The sequence below is a fragment of the Corynebacterium tuberculostearicum genome (genome assembly GCF_016894265.1).
Classification (GTDB): Bacteria; Actinomycetota; Actinomycetes; order Mycobacteriales; family Mycobacteriaceae; genus Corynebacterium; species Corynebacterium tuberculostearicum_D.
In genome coordinates this window covers 1281353-1300210 of sequence record NZ_CP069791.1, presented here as the reverse complement: position 1 = coordinate 1300210, position 18858 = coordinate 1281353, and the positions used below count along the sequence as shown (strand labels likewise).

Below are 18858 nucleotides of genomic sequence, written 5' to 3'. Positions count from 1 at the left end.
GAGCCACACATGTTTACCAAGAAGTTCACCGCCACCATCGCCACCACCGCTGCTGGTGCGCTCGCCTTGACCGGTTGCGGATCCGTCGAGGACAGCGCCGATACCGCCACCGACCAGTCCACCTCTTCTGCCGAAAAGTGGCAGGCACCTGAAGGCCTGTCCGGCGAGGTGGATTACTACTCGGCTAACCCGCAGGGGCTTACCGACGCCCTCGTGGAGGCCTTCGAAGAAAAGACCGACGTCCACGTCAACGTCTTTGCCGATACCACCGGCAAGATCACCGCCAAGCTCAAGGCCGAGGAAGCCAACCCGCAGGCTGACGTGGTCTACCTCGCCTCCTGGGCGGCAGCTAGCAAGCAGGAAAAGTCCGGCGCCCTTGAAAAGTACACGCCGGAGGGAGCGGACAAGATTGAGTCCAAGTGGGCGTCGAAAAGCGGGGCGTTTACCGGCCGCGATGGTTCGGCCCTAGCGCTGGTAACCAACACCAACGTCGTGGACGAGGCCCCGAAGGACTGGGAAGATCTCACCGATGAAAAGTACAAGGACCAAATCATCATGCCGGACCCGCGCGAATCCGGTACCGCTGCCGACCTCATCGCGGCCATGGTAGACCAGTGGGGCGAGGAGAAGACCTGGGATCTCTTTGACAAGCTCTTTGACAACGGCATGATCGTCCAAGGCGCCAATGGCCCAGCGCTCGACCAGGTCACCTCCGGCTCGCGCGGCATTGTCCTCGGCGGCGTTGACTACTCCGCATACTCCGCGCAGAAGAAGGGCGAGCCGCTCGAGGTTGCTATCCCAACCTCCGGCACCACGGTTACCCCGCGCCCAGTCATGATCCTCAAGTCCTCCGATAACAAGGAAGCCGCAGAGGCATTCGTGGACTTCATGTTCTCCGATGAGGCACAGGAGATCTCGGCCTCCAAGAACATGATCCCGGCCAATAAGGACATCGCTCCAAAGAATGGCCCGAAGCTGGATGAGATTAAGACCCTCAACGATGACCTCGATGGCCTGGTTTCTCAGTCCAAGGACATCAAGGAAACCTTTGCTAAGCGCTACCTGAAGTAACCAATGAGCTCCACCACCACTCCCCAACGTCGCCTTGGGATCTACGGGGTCCTTCTCATCTTGCTCGCCCTCGTCGCCGCGCCGCTAGCCTCTGTGCTGGTCAACGCGGCCGTGGGCTACCACGATGAGCCCTCAGCCCTAGGCAGCATTGTCCAACCGGGCATGCTGCACATCCTTGGCAATACCATCTTGCTGTCCGTGCTGGTCGTGGCATTTGCCACGCTCATGGCCGCGCCGCTCGCCTTCCTCCGTTCGTGGACGCGGTTTAGCAGGGCCAATTGGATCGAGATCGTCATCATGATCCCGTTTATGACCCCACCCTTTGCGGCAGCGATGGCGTGGATGGATTTCACCCGCCGCGGTGGTGTGGCCGAGATGCTGCTCGGCCACGGCGCCGGCAAGCTCGCCCACGATGCCATATACTCGGTGTGGGGAATGGCCTTCATCATGGCCGCGGAGCTCTTTCCATTCTTGTACCTCATCCTGCGCACCTGCCTCAATTCCATTCCGGCGTCCACGCTGGAGATGGCACAGATAGCCGGCGCGAGCCGCTGGCAACAAGCCGTGCGCATCATCGCTCCGAACATAATCGGCCCCTTTTCCCTCGGCGCGCTGATTATCTTCATTAAGGCCGCCGGCGAGTTTGGCACCCCAGTCACGCTTGGCAACGCCATTGGCTACAAGGTGCTCGTCTCCTCCATCTATGAAGACGTCACCATCGACCCCCTCGATTTTTCCAGCGCCGCTGCCTCCTCGTCGGTGCTCTTTGCCATCGGCGTGGCCGCCTGGGCCTTCCAACAATGGATTTCACGCCGCGACCTCTCCGGCGGTGGCCGAGTAAGCCGCCCCGTACGTATCCGCCTCGGCTCGGTCGGCACCATCTTCGGCGCTGTGGTGACCGCAACAATCTTCATGGCCGCGGTGGTCATCCCCTACCTTTCCATCACCTTGGCCGCGATGACCATTCTGCGCTCGGCCCCGCCTACGCCTAATAACCTGACCTTCGATTACTTTTCCATCGTTGTGCAGATGCCCACCGCTCAAGAGGCACTTGTTCGCTCCATCGGACTAGGCGCCCTTGGCGCGACCACCGCCGTTGCTCTCGGCGTCCTCGTCACGGTGCTCACCCGCCGCCAAAGCACCATTACCGCAAAATTCAGCGATTTCTTGGCCATCGCCCCCGACACCGTTCCCGGAATTGTCCTGGCCATTGGATTTATTTTGCTGTGGAACTCTCCCTGGCTGCCATGGTCGCCCTACGGCACTATGGGCATGCTAGTTATGGCCTTCACCGTGCTCTTTTTGCCCATGGCCATCCAAAACATCAAGGCTTCAGCAGAGTCCGTCTCCCCTACCGTCTACGAGGCCGCTGCAATTTCCGGCTCCTCCACTCTGCATACCTTTGGGCGCATCACCCTGCCCCTGCTTGCCCCTGGCATCTTCGCTGGCTGGCTCCTCGCCTTCTTCGTAGGCATCCGCGAGCTGGTCATGTCCTCACTCATTCGCCCGAGCCAAGTCAACCTCTTGGCTCCGTGGATCATGAACCAATTCGATCAAGGCCACCGTGCCGAGGCCATGGCTATGACGCTCATCGGCGTCGGAACCTCCACCGTTGTCTTGGTAGCTATCACCTGGTGGCAAAACCGGAAGGCCGCACATGCCCGCTAGCATTTTTGTCTTTGCCGATCTGCACCTAGGCCGCCCGGGCGCCCCTGGGCTGGACTGGGCCCTGCAAGAACTCGAAGTTGCCGCCAATAGTGGAGCCACGGCGTGCGTGTGCTTGGGCGATATCATCGACCGCAACGCTGAGGCGTCCGAATTCGTGCCCCAGGCCCGCGCCGTAATGGCCCACGCTGCCACACTGTTCGGCGAGGTCCACTTCATTTCTGGCAACCACGATACCCACCACAACCTGGACTTACCGCCCGAGGTCACAGTCCACGGCACGCAGGTGCATACCTTTCGCATAGGAAACACCACGGTTCTAACCGCAGCGGTGGCCACCGATCCGGACCCGCGCCACCTCCAGCTTCCTCCCCGCCGCTGCGACGGGCCCCTCCTCGGCCTCCTACATTCTTCCGTCACCGGTGAGTTTTCTAAAGGCACCTGTCTGCCGCTTTCCGTGGCTAAGCTACAGGCCTGCGAGGCCGATGCCTGGATCCTCGGGCACGTCCACACCCCGCACACGCTTGCCGACGCCCCCTTCATCGGCTGGGTCGGCATGGGCCACGGCTTACTCTTCGACCCCGATACGTGCCACGTCACACGTTTGCCTAGCTAGATCCGTTCCCCACAAAGTGCCACTGCACGCTTGCTTGCATGCAAGCTTGCATGCAAGATGGATGCATGTCCAATGAACGAATGCAGCCCGCCGCGGAGCGCGCCTATGACTTCGTCAAAGAGAAGATCATTGACGGCTCCTTCGAGCCCTCGCAGATGCTTTCCGAGGCCTCCCTGGCTACCGAAATGGGAATTAGCCGCACCCCGATGCACGAGGCTTTCCTGCGCCTAGAGGTCGAAGGCTTTCTACAGCTCTATCCCAGGCGGGGTGCACTCATCGTGCCGATCAGCCCGCAGGAAATCCGCGAGGTTTATGAGGCACGCTTGCTCGTGGATAGGCACTGTGCTGAAAAGATCTGCGCAATGTCTGATGCCGAGCGCGCGGACATCGCTGATCAGCTGGACGCGACCATCGCGGAGCAGGACACTGCGTTGAATGGCGCAGACCTGCATGCCTATACGCACCTAGATGCGCGTTTCCACCAGATCATCATGGATGGCGGGGCCAATACCCTGCTGGCCGGGCTGGGACACCAGCTGCGCGAACGCCAGCAGCGTTTTACCGCCACGGCCATTGGCCGCAACGTAGCCCGCGCCCGCACCTTCGTGGATCAGCACCGCGCGCTTGCCGATGCCCTCCGCACCGGCGACCTCGACGCCTACCTTTCCGCATTGGACACCCACCTAACCAACTCGAGGAATCAACTATGACCGAAAAGTTTGCCAAACACTCATGGTTTCCCGTCGCTGGCAGCATGGTCGCTGTCGCGTGGGGCGGCAATGAGTTCACCCCTCTCCTAGTCATGTACCGCGAGGAGTCACACTTCTCGCAGGTCACCGTCAATGGCCTCTTGGCCGCCTATGTGCTCGGCATCGTGCCTGCGCTGCTGATTTCTGGCCCGCTTTCGGACTACATTGGCCGCCGCCCCACGATGCTGCCTGCCGCGCCACTATCGCTACTCGGTTCCTTCCTTCTGTCCATCGCACCGAACGAGCCACTCGTCATTGCCGTGGGCCGCATCATGTGCGGCTTGGCTTTGGGCATCGTCATGGCCGTCGGCTCCACGTGGGTGGCAGAGCTCATCACCCGCGCAGGCGGCGATCCCGCTGCCGGCCCGCGCCACGCCTCCATGTGCCTGACATTAGGCTTCCTCATCGGCGCCGGCCTCGCATCGGTGCTGGCCCAGTGGGGCCCGTGGCCGACCCACTTGGCGTATATCCTGCACATCCTCCTCACCGTCGCCACCGCTATCTGGCTGATGAAGACCCCGGAAACCCGCCCGCCGCGGGGCGCTACGGTAAAAGACTCCTTCCTTGACCTGAGCATCCGCGACATGCTGCGCATGCTGCACATTCCCTCCGCAGCACACCGCCGCTTCGTGCGCATTGTCCTGCCGGTCGCACCGTGGGTCTTCGGCTGCGCTGGCGCCGCCTATGCCCTCCTGCCCCAGCTTTTGTCCAAGTCTGCCGGCGATGCCCCCATCGCTTTCTCGGGCCTGATGACCGTTATCACCTTGGGCTGCGGCGTCGGCATCCAGATGCTCGGCAAGGTTATCGATACCAGCCGCTCGGCCCGCGCTTCCGCAGTTGCCATGGGCGTTATCACCGTCGGCACCATCCTCGGTGCGGTTGCCTCCCATACTCGCTCCCTGCCGCTCGGCATCGCCGGTGCCGCCGTCATGGGCGCAGGCTACGGCCTCGCCCTTGTCGCCGGTCTTTCCGAGGTCCAGCGCATCGCCCGTGCCGAAGAACTCGCCGGCCTCACCGCCGTGTACTACTCGGTCTCCTATACCGGCTTCTTCATCCCCATGGCCTTCAGCGCACTCGCGCCGCTGCTCGGCTTTACCACCCTATTCCTCATTGGCGCCGTGCTCGCACTGTGCTGCCTCGTTAACGTCGTCCTCGGCTGGCGCGCTCATCTGCCCGGCCCGGTCCGTTAAGTCCTATCACTCATAAAAAAATTGCCCAGCCGCTAAGGCTGGGCAATTACTTTTAGGTGGCAAGTTACGCGCTACTGCTTAACGACGGTAGCGTTAACCCCCTTCACCACCTCGTGCACGTCCGCACCATCGAGCGCCTCGGTGGTCACCTGGAAATCGGTGGCGAGCACTTCACCGGCGATGTGGTCGGCGTGACGCTCCGCCCAGGCCTTCTTCTCCTCTGGGACAGAGAGTACGGCCGCGATGCGGTCCGAGACCTCGAACCCAGAAGCCTTGCGGGCATCCTGCAGGCCGCGGATAACGTCCGCCGCCCAGCCTTCGGCCTCGAGCTCTTCGGTCACCTCGGTATCGAGTACTACCAGGCCGTCGAGGCCTTCGATACGCGCGGTCGACTTCGGATTCGCTGCCTGCAGGCGCTCGGTGTACTCATCCGGGCCAAGCACAATATCGCCGTCCACTACAACCTCTTCGCCGCGGCGTTCGTAGTTGCCCGCCTTGAGGTTCTTGATGGCGCGCTGCACATCCTTGCCCAAGCGCGGGCCGGCAACCTTCGCGTTGCAGACAACCTGGAAGGTGCCTACCGAATCGACGTCGTCAGTAAGCTCAACTTCCTTGACATTGACCTCGTCGCGGATGATATCGGCAAAGTCCGCCAGGCGCTGCGCCCCATTGAGGGCCACCGTCAACTTCGGCAACGGCAAGCGGTTGCGCAGCTTATTGGACTTGCGCACCGAGGACGCGGCCGAAGCGACCGCGCGGGTCGCATCCATCGCAGAGACAAGCTCTGCATCGGACGGGTAGTCCGCAGCCTGCGGGTAATCCGCCAGGTGCACCGAACGCTCACCGGTCAGTCCACGGTAGATAACCTCTGCCACGTGCGGCAGCAGCGGTGCCACCACGCGAGTCACGGTCTCCAGCACGGTGTACAAGGTATTAAACGCCTCAGGATGGGCGTCCTCGCCCTCCCAGAAACGATCGCGCGAGCGACGGACGTACCAGTTGGTCAGGACGTCGGCAAACAGGCGTACTTCTTCGGTTGCCGTGGCGATATCGGTATCGGCAAGCGCCGCGTTGACATTGGCCACGACGTCGTGGGTCTTGGCCAAGATATAGCGGTCCAAAACATGCGTGGAGCTGGTGTCGAACTTTGCTTCCTTTTCTGCGTAGAGCTGCAGGAAGGTATAGGCATTCCAGATAGGCAAGATTGCCTGGCGCACGCCCTCGCGAATGCCCTGCTCGGTCACGATCAGGTTGCCTCCGCGCAGGATAGGCGAAGACATCAGGAACCAGCGCATGGCATCCGAACCATCACGATCAAAGACCTCATTGACGTTCGGATAGTTGCCCTTGGATTTAGACATCTTGAGGCCATCGTTGCCGAGCACGATGCCATGGGCCACGACCTTCTTATACGCCGGGCGATCAAAAAGCGCGGTGGACAGCGCGTGCATCACATAGAACCAACCACGCGTCTGACCGGAGTACTCCACGATGAAATCGGACGGCGAGTGGGTCTCAAACCATTCCTTATTCTCGAATGGGTAGTGCTTCTGCGCAAAGGGCATCGAGCCGGACTCAAACCAGCAATCCAGCACGTCTGGCACGCGGCGCATCATCGACTTACCGGTCGGATCATCCGGGTTCGGGCGCACCAACTCGTCGATGTGCGGACGGTGCAGCGACTCCGGACGAACTCCGAAATCGCGCTCCAGCTCATCCAAGGAGCCGTAGACATCCATGCGCGGATAGTTGTCATCATCGGACATCCACACCGGGATAGGCGCACCCCAGTAGCGGGTACGAGAGATATTCCAGTCGCGCGCGCCCTCGAGCCACTTGCCAAACTGGCCATCCCGGATATGCTCCGGCAGCCACTCAATCTCCTTGTGGTTAAGCTCCACCATGCGATCGCGGAACTCGGTCACCTTCACGAACCAGGCCGGCAGCGCCATGTAGATAAGCGGCTCGCCCGAGCGCCACGAGTGCGGATAGGAGTGCTCGATGGTTACGTGGCGCACCACTCGCCCAGCAGCCTTCAGGTCCTTGATGATGTCCTTATTCGCGTCAAAGACCAGCTGGCCCTCATAAGGCGGAACCTGCGAGGTGAACTTGCCGTCCTCGTCCACCGGGATGACCAGCTCGATGTCGTACTGGTTGGTGGTATTCATATCGTCTTCACCAAACGCAGGAGCCTGGTGTACCACACCGGTGCCGTCCTCTGTGGTGACGTAATCAGCGATCAAGACCTGGTAGGCATTGCGCAGATCCGGGAAGAAGCCGAAGATAGGCTCATAGGTAAAGCCCTCGAGTTGCGCGCCGGTAAACGTCTCCAGTACCTCGGCCTCCCCTAGTTCCTTCTCCAAGGTGGCCAGCAGGTTTTCCGCCATGATGAAGGTACGGCCAGCAAAATCGCCCTCCGTAGCCTTAAAGAGCACGTAGGTAACCTCTGGATGAACCGCCAAGGCCTCGTTCGAAGGCAAGGTCCAGGGGGTGGTGGTCCAGGCGAGGAAAGAGGCGTCGGCAAGCGCAGGGTACTCCGCCAACGTCTTTTCTGCCGCGCTTCCCTCGCGCGCGCCCTCCACTGGGAAGGTAACCGTCAGGGTCGGATCCTGGCGCATCTTATAAGAATCGTCCAGGCGGGTCTCCTGATTGGACAAAGAAGTGTGCTCCGCCCAAGAGTACGGAAGAACTCGGAAGCCCTTGTAGATCAAGCCCTTGTCATAAAGCTCCTTGAACGCCCACATGACCGATTCCATGTAGTTGATATCCATGGTCTTGTAGCCGTTGCCAAAGTCCACCCAGCGGGCCTGGCGGTTGACGTACTCTTCCCACTCGTCGGTGTACTCCAGCACGGACTTAGCGCAGTATTCATTGAACTTTTCCAAGCCCATGTCTTCGATCTGCGCCTTTTCAGTGATACCCAGCTGCTTTTCCGCCTCCAGCTCAGCGGGCAGACCGTGGGTATCCCAGCCGAATACGCGAGGTACGTAATTGCCAGCCATCGTGCGGTAGCGCGGGACAATATCCTTCACATAACCAGTCAAAAGGTGGCCATAGTGCGGCAAGCCATTTGCGAATGGAGGGCCATCATAAAAGATGTACTCTGGGCAGTCCTTAGTCTTTTCCAGCGAAGCCTGGAAGGTATCATCCTGCTTCCAGTACTTCTGGACTTCCTCTTCCATATCTGGGAAGCGGCTGGAGCCGCCGGTCATGTCGACCTTGGGGTAAATCTTCTTCGCCATAATTATCCTTCACTCTTAACACGGTGCAGGGACGCGCCTTTAAGGCTCGCGGTACCACCCTGCTTGAGCCCGAAGGCTCCGCTTCGTTTCGGTGAAGGAGTTGACGGTCCCACCCGTTCAGTTCTACTGGGCCCCACTGGCTGTTCTTCTGAATTGCTCCCCGGTGATGGCCGGATCACTGCGTGTAGGCCACAGTATAGCGCCACAGAATCTTCGTGCACAAGAAGTTATCCACAGGCCAAAAATTTTCCCTTGTGGGGGCTTGCGCTGGGAAATAAATTGTGAATCGTGAACGCGCTAGATACTTACCTCGCAGCCATGGCACCCGGGATGGACATCGTCCTCGGGTGCGCAGGCATGTCTGAGGACGACCTCTGCGCGCGAGGCGCCGCTGAAAAGACGGCCCGCGAGCTGGCATTGCTAAAAGAGGCGTACTGCGGCACGACCAAGTTCACAAGGAAGCGTCGTCGTGCCATCGAAGGAGCTCAGCACAATGGGCATTCCATCGTTGCTTTATCCATCATTGAAAAGTATGCGCGCAAGATGCCCACGCTTTTCGACGCCTGGGTCCTCCGCGAACAGCTATGTACCACCAAGGCCACAGCAGCGGCACTAGAAAAGCTGGCGCAATCCAAGGTTCCGAAGAAAAAGCGCAAGATAAAGCCTGGTATACGCATCATCCGCCGCAAGGATGCGCCGTGGACGCTAGCGATCGACGGCTCATCCTCGTTCATTGCTGACCTCCACGCGGCCGTGGAAAACCAGGATAAAAAGCCGCTGGATGTGGTGGAAGATACCTTCTTCGGCAGTGATACGGGGCAACGAAGCACGGTGGTAACCAATGTCATCGTGCGCCTGGAAGACTACGTGCGCATCGTCAACGGCGATGGTGAGGAAATCACCTTGCAGATGACCAACGGAGCAACGCTTACGGGTGCGCAGTATGTGCGCCGCACGTTAAAGGAGCATGGACTCATTACTCTGGTGAGCCCCTATGAAGGCGCGGTGAACCTGTACCGCACGGAGCGCTTCGCCATTGCTAAGCAGCGGTTGATGGCGGGTGCGGAAAATCCGGTATGCCCATGGCCGCGCTGCGCTAAGCCTGCCGACGAATGCCAAATTCACCATCTGGAGCCGTGGTTGCACGGTGGATTGACCAATATCGCGAACTTATCCACAGCCTGCGCGTACCACAATGGCGCCAACGATGACGATCCCAACGCCCCGCCGCTGCGCGGGCGACTTGCCCGGACGAACGGGCAGATTCGGTGGCAACCGCCCGATTGCTAGAGCCCGACCGCGGAATAAGGCGCCTCGTGCGCCTTATTGGCATGCCTGCAACCGAAAGCTTGGGGTCTCGCGGCGTTAGTCCTCGCGGAAGGCTGCGCGCAGCGCCTCCTGCTCGGGGGATTCAGTTGCTTGGGCTTTATCAGCGCGATGCTTATGCGCCCAGTCCAGGATGAAGCACACGAGTCCGATGCCGGCGGCGGCAAAAACGATATACAACGACCAGTCGGCTCCCGAGATAACGAAGTTGACCAAGGCCACGAATGCCACGAGGGCGAGAACTAAAGCGGCTACGAGCACAGTGGTTCCTTTCGGTAGGGGCGGGCTATAGCACGACGGTCTAAAACAACAATAGCGCCCCCGCCGCGGTGGCGGGGGCGCTAGGAAGAACGGGGTGGCTTAGTTGTTGCCAGCCTCGCCGTTCGGTGCGGCGGTGCCGCGGGTAGCCAGCTCTTCCAGCTGAGACTCCAGCAGGGTCTTCAGGCGGGTGCGGTACTCGCGCTCGAAGGTGCGCAGCTCGGAGATACGAGCCTCCAGTGCGGTCTGCTGCTGCTTGACGGTGTTCATAACCTCGGTGTGCTTGCGCTCGGCATCGGCCTGCAGGGAAGCAGCCTTCTCCTCTGCCTGGCGGATTTGTGCCTCTGCGCGAGAGGAAGCATCAGACTCGGTCTGCTTTGCCTTAGCCTCAGCGTCAGATACCAGCTTCTTGGAGCGGGAATCTGCGTCCTGCAGCTGGGCGTCGTACTTCTTCTGGGCGTCAGCAAGCTGTGCCTTGGAGCGGGAATCGGCGTCGGTCAGCTGCTTCTCGGCGGCGGTGCGTGCCTCGGACAGCATGGACTCGGACTCCGCACGAGCCTCGGAGGTCAGGCGGTCTGCCATCTCCTGTGCCAGTCCCAGAACGCGGGCAGCCTGCATGTGGGTTTCTGGGGTGGCCAGGCCATCGGCGGTCTGAGCCGCACCAGCGCCTGCGATACCCGCAGCCGCTGCACCAGCCTTGGAGGAACCAGCTGCGGAAGCCGACTTCTTCAGCTCGTCGTTTTCCTTCTTAGAAGCCTCGAGGTCCTTCTTTGCCTGGGCTGCCTCGGCGCGAGCTGCCTCGGCGTCCTTCTTGGCCTGAGCCGCCTCATCGCGGGCTGCCTTCAGGTCTGCGGAAGAGGAAGCAGCGGCAGAGCCAGATGCCTGTGCCTTAGAAGCCTCAGCCTGGGCAGCCTTAACCTGCTCCTGTGCCTTCTTGGTCTCTTCCTTGGCACGGGAAACCTCGGACTTGGAGTCCGCCAGCTTGGTTTCGTACTCGGCGCGCAGCTTAGCCTCAATCTCCTTGCGCAGCGCAGCCTCATCGGTGCGGGTGGAAGCCGCAGTTGCGGCACCAGCAGCACCGGCGCCAGCACCCGCCTTGGCCTGGGAGTTCAGATCGCTAACCTGCGCCTGCAGGTCTTCGTTCTCATCCTGCAGCTGGGCAAGGGCGTCCTCTACGAGGTCGAGGAACTGATCCACCTCGTCTTCGTTGTAGCCGCGCTTGCCAATTGGCGGCTTGCTGAACGCGACGTTGTGAACATCAGCTGGTGACAGTGGCATGTCTTCTCTTCCCCTTCAGGTTGGTACAACCCCGGAGCTTCCAGGGCCTTAGGAGTGCGGTTCAGGTCTAGCTAAACCTTCCCCACAAAGGTACATGTGGTTCATAATACGGGTTATCGCGATTTATCGTAACCAAACGCCCACAATAATCGACGCCCCGCCGAGTCTCAACGTTTACCACAGGTTTCGAGGCGACGGGGGTGCTAAGTCAGGAAAATTATCCGCAAGATCATTGTGAGTATCGAGAGCAAGACGAACAGCACAAGCACCGATACATCAAGCGCTACGCCACCCATTTGCAGAGGCGGGATCAGGCGGCGCAACGCCTTGACCGGCGGATCCGTAATTACAAACAGAGGCTCCGCTACAACCATGAACCAGCGTGGAGGGTTGAACTGCCGCGAGAAGGACTGGATCATCTCAATAATGATGCGGGCGATGAGCACCCACGTATAGATCCGCACGAGCAGGATAAGAATAATTCCGAGTTGTGTCACAATGACCGAGCCTATCGAATAAACCCCCGCGGGTGCCCAATCGGCACTCCACGGGGGCTAAATGAACCGCGCCGCTTAGCGCAGGCCTGCGGCACGCTCGAGCTCGTGCTTTGCAATGTCCGCAGACTTCGGCACGATGGAAAAGACCTTGCGCTCAGTGTCCATGCCCTTGGTGAGGTTGAGCATACGCCCCTCCAGGCCGAAGCAGAGGCCGGCAGCGAAGTCGATGAAGCGCTTGGCGGTGGCCTTTTCGGCGTCAGTCAACTCGAAGACAACGGCATCGCCGTCGCGGAAGGGCTCGCCTACCTTGGCGGCATCATTGAAAGACGTCAGCGAGATGGCCACGATGGTCGGAACGAATTCCTCCTGCGCTGGGGCCGGCTCATAGGACTGCGGGGCGCGGCGAGGCGCGTAGGCCGAGGAGCTATTTTCGGAGTAACGCGGCTCCTCGTTGTAGTAGGCATCGTCCTCTTCGATGTCCACCGGGCCCAGCCCGAAGAAATCCTTCGTCTTATCAATGAATGACATTTTTGGGTCTCCCTCTGACCTAAATTTGTACAAGTCTAAACGCGTAAAATGTGTCTAGTGTGACTCATGTGATTTACGCCGTGAAATGCGCTTTTGCGATATTTTTAACCTACTGGCCGCGGCCCCATGATACTGGTTCCGACACGCACGATATCACTGCCCGCAGCAATTGCCTCGGCCACGTCCGCGCTCATGCCAGCAGAGAATTTCAACGGTCGATTCAGCTCAGAGGATAAGCGATCTACCTCTCCGCGGACGTTTCGGAATACCTCGCCAGCATCGGCATCAAGTGGCGGAACCACCATGAGTCCGGCAAGTTCTAGGTGCTGCGCTTTTTCCACGGCACGCACGACCTCATCGAGCGCGTCCGGAGTTACCCCACCTCGAGCGCCATCGCCGTCGGCGGAGACTTGGATAAATACCGGCAAATTGCTTTCGCGCTCGCCTCGTTCCTTGGCTAAGGAAACTCCCCGCTCCAGCGCGTGGGCGAGCTTGAGGGAATCAAGCGAATGGACGCTGGCGGCCCAACGAGCCACATGGTTGGCTTTTTTGGTCTGAATTTGGCCAATCATGTGGAAACGCAGCTGCGGCAGCTCAGCGGCCTTGGCGCGGGCTTCTTGCTCCCGGTTTTCGGCGACGTCGGTAATTCCTAGCTCTGCCAGCAGGGCAATATCGGCAGCTGGGTGAAACTTCGTTACCGGCAACAGCTGCGGTGGTTTTCGCCCTGACTGCGCTGCTAGCCGTTCAATCTCGGCAAGGGTGGCCGATAGGTTTTGTTCTAGCTGTGCCTTTCGGTCTGACATTACTTAGCCTCCAACCAAATTAATCCAGCCTGGCGGCCGGTGGTGCCTTCGCGGCGATAGGAAAAGAAGTCTTCGTCTTCGATGGTGCAGCGCGGGTCGGATTCAATCGCGGTGATGCCTAGCCCCATGAGCTGGCGAATCAGCCCTGCGCGCACATCGATGCCCCACGTGCCCTTCGACGTCCGAGTCTTGGAACCGGGCAAGCGACTCTCGACGTCATTGGCCATTTCCTCAGGCACTTCGTAGTTCTTTCCGGAAGCGGCCGGCCCCATGACCACCTGAATGCGCTCGGGCTGTGCGCCAAGCTTCTGCATTTCGCGCACGGTATTGACCACAAGGCCGTTGCGGGCGCCAAGGCGGCCAGCGTGGGCGGCGGCGATGACGCCAGCGGTGACGTCGACAAGCAGCACCGGCGTGCAATCCGCAACAAGGACGCCCAAGCCCAAGCGGCGCTGGGTGGTGACAATTGCGTCTGTGGCTGGCACGGGCTCGTCCTGTGGACCATCGACGACGGTGACGGTATTGGTGTGAAGCTGTTCCATCCACACGATGTCGTCCAGACCGGTCACGCGCTTCAGGCGCTCGCGGTTAGCGGCAACCGCGTCGGGGTCATCGCCGACGTGGTGCCCCAAGTTGAAGGAGTCGTATGGAATAGCAGACGCCCCGCCAGCACGGCTAGTAAAAACCATGCGGACGGGGCGTGTGGTGCGATGTTCCTCGTTTACTGGCATGCACACCAGCGTAGCGCTTTGCGCTTAGCGCATGAAGGAAGGCACGTCCAGATCGTCGTCGCCGTCATCGTCACGACGCTGCGACGGGCGGGACAAACGGTAGTCATCGCGGCGCTCCTCGCGGGAGAAACGGTCAGAGTTGGTGAACAGACCGCTAGATTCTGGGCGACGCTCCTCGGCGGGGCGCTGCGGGGCGTAGCGCTCTCGCTCCTGGCCGGCGCGCGGCTCGTAGGAGTGGCGCGGAGAGTAGTCATCCTGTACCGGCTGAGCGGCAGCGGGCTGCGCCGGTGCCGGGGTGACGGGTTCTGCGGCTTCGCGCTGGCGATTGTCAAAAAGGGAGCCCGGCTTGCGCTGTTCCTGCTGCGGCTGCTGCTGCGCAGCGGCCTGGGTCATATTGGCCTCGGCATCGAAACCGGTGGCAATGATAGTGATGCGGATTTCATCGCCCAGGGTGTCATCGATGATGGTACCGAAGATGAGGTTGACGTCTTCGTCAGCGCGCTCTTCCACCATGGAGGCGGCGGCGTTTACTTCGTGCAGGCCGAGATCGGAGCCGCCGGCGATGGACAGCAGCACGCCCTTGGCGCCTTCCATCGTGGATTCCAACAGCGGGGAGTTAATGGCTTGCTCAGCAGCGGTCATGGCGCGGTTATCACCGCGGGCGGAACCGATGCCCATCAGCGCGGAGCCAGCGTCAGACATAACGGAGCGGACGTCCGCAAAGTCGACGTTGATCATGCCCGGGATGGTGATCAGGTTGGTAATACCCTGCACACCATTGTGCAGCACCTCATCGGCAGCACGGAAAGCCTCAACGATGGAGAGCTCTTCCCCACCGAGCTGCATCAGGCGATCGTTCGGAATGACGATGAGGGTATCGCAGACCTCGCGCAGCTCCTCAATGCCGGCCATGGCCTGGCGGGTACGGCGAGCGCCTTCGAACTTGAACGGGCGGGTGACAACACCGACGGTCAGCGCACCCATTTTCTTCGCGATAGACGCCACGACCGGAGCAGCACCGGTGCCGGTGCCGCCACCCTCGCCGGCAGTCACGAAGACCATGTCGGAGCCCTCGAGGGCGTCTTCAATTTCGGACTTGTGGTCTTCTGCGGAGGTCTTTCCTACCTCAGGGTTAGCGCCGGCGCCGAGGCCACGGGTGGCCTCACGGCCAATGTCGAGCTTGGTGTCTGCATCGGAGAAAATGAGGGCCTGGGAGTCGGTGTTGATGGCGACGAACTGAACACCCTTGAGGCCTTCTTCGATCATGCGGTTGACGGCGTTGACGCCGCCGCCGCCGACGCCGACGACCTTGATATCCGCGAGATTGTTATTGGAAGAGATCATGTGAGTAGGTCTCACCTTTCGCTACTTTAAGTCTGCACGTGCATTAAACGAGGAATGTAATGCGCTCCGCCGAAGGCGAATCGCGTTCCTTTCCATCTTTAACGACAGCGGTGTAATTTTCACGCACATTTTCCGCGTGTCGAGACCCTCAAGTTCCACTTTAGGGTTGCTCACCTGCGGTTTTACAAGTCACACCCGCATCATCCGCCCCACGGTTCAGGCACTAAAAAGAGCCCGTGCAGCGCACACGCCTAAGCGGTGCTGCACGGGCCCACAAGAGCGATAAAGGCACCTGCGGGGGCACCCGTCGCCCTATCCGCGGGTGGTGACTAACTCAGGGTTGGAAATATTCCACTCGCGGCCTTCCATCTTCAACACTGTGGCAAAAGCATGCGCCTTGTCCTCATCGTTAGAATCGCTGGCACCCCAGAAGATGCGCCGGTCATCTTTGGTGGTGAAAGTCAGCGAATATTCGCCCGCCACTTCCAGCTTTGCTACTTGTTTGCGGACGTCGTCGGAAAGCGCTGCAATCGCTCGCACGGCATCCTGGATTTGCGGCGAGCCACTATCGACGGAGCCCGTCACCTCAACCGCGCCCGCGGGAGGCTCAGCGGAGGTAAACTCCTCGCCTTTGTCGTCGATCAGGAAGGGCTTATTATCGCGCTTTACAAACGCCACAGCCTTGTGCTCGGACACGTTGATGGTCAAGGTCGAAGGGAAATCGCGAGAGACTGTCACCGAATCGACCCAGTCCAATCCAGCAACACCGGAAGCTGCCTCGCGCGCATTAACGCGTAGCAAATTTTCGCCCTTGGGAACCCCAGAGGCTTCCTCCACCTGTGTGGAATCGAGCTGATGGACGCCCTCCACCTGAAAATTGCGTACCTTCAGGACCGGAACTGTCCACATCACGGCGGCCGCTATGAGCGCCACGGCGACAATTGCGGCGATGACCCCAGCGATGAGCTTTGCGGATACGCGCACTAGCTTGCCCGCAATTCATCGAGGATTTCCGCCGCCACCATGGTTACCGAGCCAGCTCCGATGGTCAGCACCACATCTCCTGGCTCCACCACCGACACAACGTCGCGGGCGGCGGCGGAAAAATCCGGCTCGAAGATGACCTGCATATCAGCGGGCATCTTATCGGTAATGATGCGGGAGGTAATTCCCTCCACGGGCTGTTCGCGAGCGCCGTAGATGTCGAGTACCACGGCGGCGTCGGCAAGCGAGAGTGCCTGGGCAAACTCGGCGTCGAATTCCATGGTGCGCGAGTACAGGTGCGGCTGGAAACACGCGATAACGCGCCCGCCGTGGCCTTCCGCCTCGACCTTGGCGCGGGCGGCCCGCAGCACTGCCGCAACCTCGGTGGGATGGTGCGCATAATCATCAAAGACCCGCACGGGTTTGCCCTGCTTGTCGACGCTCCCCCGGTACTCAAAGCGCCGGCGCACACCGCCAAAATCAGCCAATCCCTCGGCGATGTCAGCCGGGGTGCCGCCGGAGAGCACGCCAGCGATCAAGGCGCCCATGGAATTGAGCACCATGTGGTGGCCTGGGATCTGCAGCTCGTAGCGCACGGTTTCAGAAACGCCAGGAAGGTTGACTTTGACGGTGGTGTCCATGCCTTCCGCGGTGGTCTCTTCGCGGACCAACTCGGCCGCCAGTGGCACGGTAGAGGTAAAAGACTTCTCCGGCGAGCCGTAGGCCACGACGTTGATGCCGCGCTCCAGCGCCCGCTCGCCAGCCCGGGCAGCATGCTCGTCTTCAGCACACACAACAAGGTAGCCGGTCTCCGGGGTAACCAAGTCAGCAAAGTCATCGAAGACTTGGAAATAGGCTTCCTCGCTGTGGAAGAAGTCGAGGTGGTCGGGCTCGATAGTCGTGAGCACCGCGATGTCAGGGCTATAGCGCAGCAGGGAGGCATCGGATTCATCAGCCTCGGCGACGAACGCTTCCCCGGTGCCACCGTGAGCATTGGTACCCGCGCGGTTGAGCTGGCCGCCGATGGCGAAGGAAGGATCAAGACCCGCGTGTTGCATCGCGCTTACGGTCATCGACGTGGTGGAGGTTTTGCCATGGGTGCCAGCCAGCAACACCTGCTGGTGGCCTTCCATCAAGGCGGCGAGCAGATCGGAGCGGCGAATTACCGGGATATCGTTATCCTTTGCGGCTACTAGCTCCGGGTTGTCTTGGGGGATGGCGGCAAACGAGGTTACTACGACGGTAGGCAGCTCACCTGACAGTCGCAGATTTTCCGCGGCATGGCCGATGGCGACCTTGGCGCCCATGGTCCGCAGCACCTCCACCGGGGTGGAGTCTTTGACATCGGAACCAGTGACCACTCCGCCGCGAGCGGCGAGGATTCGCGCGAGCCCCGACATTCCGGAACCACCAATGCCGATGAGGTGGACGCGGCGCAGATCGTAATGTGCGGGATCGGTCATTTACTTATCCTTCCTTCCAGCTGCGTTTTCGGCCTCGGATACGCGGGCGGCGATGCGGTCTGCGATGGTATTTGCGACGTCTCCGGCGCTAGCATGGGCGGCGGCGTGTGTCATCGACTCGAGGCGTTGCGGGTCATCGAGAATGCCACGCACCTCGGAGATGAGTCGCTCTGGGGTCAGCTCCGCGTCCGGAATCTGGATGGCGGCGCCTGCCTCGACCACTTCGCGGGAATTGAGCGCCTGTTCGCCATTGCCGTGCGGCAGCGGAACGTAGATGGCCGGCAGGCCTGCGGCGGATACTTCGGCAACGGTCATCGCGCCGGAGCGGCACACGACGAGGTCAGCTACCGCAAGGGCGGAGCCCATGTCCTCGATATACGGCAGTGCGGCGTAGTTCGGGTGTTCTGCGGGCGGGTCATTCTTCTTGCCATAGGCGTGCAGAAGCTGGAAGTCCTGTGCCAAGTCCTCTACCGCTCCGGCAACGGCGCGGTTGATGCTGGCTGCGCCTTGGGACCCGCCGGTGATGAGAATGGTGGGAAGCTCGGCCAGGTTCCACTTGGTGCGCGCGTCTGCGGCCAGGTTGCCATTCGGGTCGTCTGCCAGGCTCGGCCGAACGGGAATGCCAACGACCTCGCCCGGCATGCCAGAATCCGGGTGGGCGTTGAGTCCAATGCCGCCCATCTTCACGCCGAGCTTATTGGCCATTCCAGCCAAAGCATTGGTCTCGAGAACATAGAACGGGATGCCGAGGGATCGCGCAGCGATATAGGCCGGCCCGGCCACGTAGCCGCCGGTGCCAAAGACGACATCCGCTTCGACATCCTTGAGTACCTGCTTGGCCTCCCCCACCGCGCGGGAGAGGTTGAACGGTAGCTTGAAGAGCTGCGCGTTGACCTTGCGCGGGATTGGCACGGGGGTAATCAGGCTAAGGTCCACGCCGCGGGCGGGAATGATATCGCGCTCGAGGCCCTTTTCGGTACCGAGAGCGGTGATGCGTGCGCCGTGGCGCTCGCGCAAAGCTTCGCCCACGGCGAGGGCGGGTTCAATATGTCCGGCGGTGCCGCCACCTGCGATGACGACGGAAATAGGCGTGGAATTCATAGCCTAAAGGCT

General features: G+C 60.7%; 17 protein-coding genes. 6 read left to right on the top strand and 11 right to left on the bottom strand.

The window, feature by feature from the left end; genetic code table 11:
- The first annotated feature begins 9 nt into the window (after nt 1–9).
- The 5 genes from I6J28_RS06275 (at nt 10) to I6J28_RS06255 (ending at nt 5291) form a co-directional block, all read left to right on the top strand.
- On the top strand, nt 10–1071 hold the full coding sequence (locus I6J28_RS06275; RefSeq protein WP_204608383.1) for an ABC transporter substrate-binding protein: 1062 nt from the start codon (nt 10–12) through the stop codon (nt 1069–1071).
- 3 nt (nt 1072–1074) lie between these two features.
- Nucleotides 1075–2739, top strand: coding sequence for an ABC transporter permease (locus tag I6J28_RS06270; RefSeq protein ID WP_204608381.1), 1665 nt, complete (start codon nt 1075–1077; stop codon nt 2737–2739).
- On the top strand, nt 2729–3352 hold the full coding sequence (locus I6J28_RS06265) for a metallophosphoesterase family protein (protein ID WP_204608379.1): 624 nt from the start codon (nt 2729–2731) through the stop codon (nt 3350–3352). The genes I6J28_RS06270 and I6J28_RS06265 overlap by 11 nt, the downstream gene beginning before the upstream one ends.
- Before the next feature lie 65 nt (nt 3353–3417).
- Nucleotides 3418–4062: a GntR family transcriptional regulator gene (locus tag I6J28_RS06260; protein ID WP_204608377.1), complete on the top strand. Its 645-nt coding sequence runs from the start codon at nt 3418–3420 to the stop codon at nt 4060–4062.
- Nucleotides 4059–5291 carry an MFS transporter gene (locus I6J28_RS06255; RefSeq protein ID WP_204608375.1) on the top strand — a complete coding sequence of 411 codons (1233 nt, stop codon included), beginning with the start codon at nt 4059–4061 and terminating at the stop codon, nt 5289–5291. Before I6J28_RS06260 ends, I6J28_RS06255 begins: the two co-directional genes overlap by 4 nt.
- 71 nt (nt 5292–5362) lie before the next feature.
- Here I6J28_RS06255 and ileS read toward each other — a convergent pair whose 3' ends face one another.
- Nucleotides 5363–8533, bottom strand: a complete 3171-nt coding sequence (ileS, locus tag I6J28_RS06250) for an isoleucine--tRNA ligase (protein WP_204608373.1) — start codon at nt 8531–8533, stop codon at nt 5363–5365.
- Between the two features lie 288 nt (nt 8534–8821).
- Between ileS and I6J28_RS06245 the strand changes: the two genes are divergently transcribed.
- Nucleotides 8822–9823, top strand: a complete 1002-nt coding sequence (locus I6J28_RS06245) for an HNH endonuclease signature motif containing protein (protein ID WP_204608371.1) — start codon at nt 8822–8824, stop codon at nt 9821–9823.
- 75 nt (nt 9824–9898) lie between these two features.
- Here I6J28_RS06245 and I6J28_RS06240 read toward each other — a convergent pair whose 3' ends face one another.
- From I6J28_RS06240 to murG, 10 genes are all read right to left on the bottom strand, one after another.
- Nucleotides 9899–10120 (bottom strand): zinc-binding dehydrogenase, encoded by a 222-nt coding sequence (locus I6J28_RS06240; protein WP_200435444.1) that lies wholly within the window; start codon nt 10118–10120, stop codon nt 9899–9901.
- Between the two features lie 99 nt (nt 10121–10219).
- On the bottom strand, nt 10220–11395 hold the full coding sequence (locus I6J28_RS06235; protein WP_204608369.1) for a DivIVA domain-containing protein: 1176 nt from the start codon (nt 11393–11395) through the stop codon (nt 10220–10222).
- Between the two features lie 203 nt (nt 11396–11598).
- A complete protein-coding gene (locus tag I6J28_RS06230) occupies nt 11599–11892 on the bottom strand; it encodes a YggT family protein (RefSeq protein WP_150850916.1) in 294 nt (97 codons plus the stop codon).
- A gap of 75 nt (nt 11893–11967) precedes the next feature.
- Nucleotides 11968–12420, bottom strand: a complete 453-nt coding sequence (locus I6J28_RS06225; protein WP_005328906.1) for a cell division protein SepF — start codon at nt 12418–12420, stop codon at nt 11968–11970.
- A 104-nt stretch (nt 12421–12524) separates the two neighbouring features.
- Nucleotides 12525–13223: a YggS family pyridoxal phosphate-dependent enzyme gene (locus tag I6J28_RS06220; RefSeq protein ID WP_204608367.1), complete on the bottom strand. Its 699-nt coding sequence runs from the start codon at nt 13221–13223 to the stop codon at nt 12525–12527.
- On the bottom strand, nt 13223–13954 hold the full coding sequence (pgeF, locus tag I6J28_RS06215) for a peptidoglycan editing factor PgeF (protein ID WP_204608365.1): 732 nt from the start codon (nt 13952–13954) through the stop codon (nt 13223–13225). Before pgeF ends, I6J28_RS06220 begins: the two co-directional genes overlap by 1 nt.
- Before the next feature lie 24 nt (nt 13955–13978).
- Nucleotides 13979–15298 (bottom strand): cell division protein FtsZ, encoded by a 1320-nt coding sequence (ftsZ, locus tag I6J28_RS06210; RefSeq protein WP_204608363.1) that lies wholly within the window; start codon nt 15296–15298, stop codon nt 13979–13981.
- A 312-nt stretch (nt 15299–15610) separates the two neighbouring features.
- Nucleotides 15611–16282 carry a cell division protein FtsQ/DivIB gene (locus tag I6J28_RS06205; protein ID WP_204608361.1) on the bottom strand — a complete coding sequence of 224 codons (672 nt, stop codon included), beginning with the start codon at nt 16280–16282 and terminating at the stop codon, nt 15611–15613.
- Nucleotides 16282–17745 (bottom strand): UDP-N-acetylmuramate--L-alanine ligase, encoded by a 1464-nt coding sequence (murC, locus tag I6J28_RS06200; RefSeq protein WP_204608359.1) that lies wholly within the window; start codon nt 17743–17745, stop codon nt 16282–16284. The genes I6J28_RS06205 and murC overlap by 1 nt, the downstream gene beginning before the upstream one ends.
- The gene (gene murG / locus I6J28_RS06195; protein WP_204608357.1) at nt 17746–18846 is read right to left on the bottom strand and encodes an undecaprenyldiphospho-muramoylpentapeptide beta-N-acetylglucosaminyltransferase; all 1101 of its coding nucleotides are present in this window, start codon (nt 18844–18846) and stop codon (nt 17746–17748) included.
- Between the last annotated feature and the right edge of the window lie 12 nt (nt 18847–18858).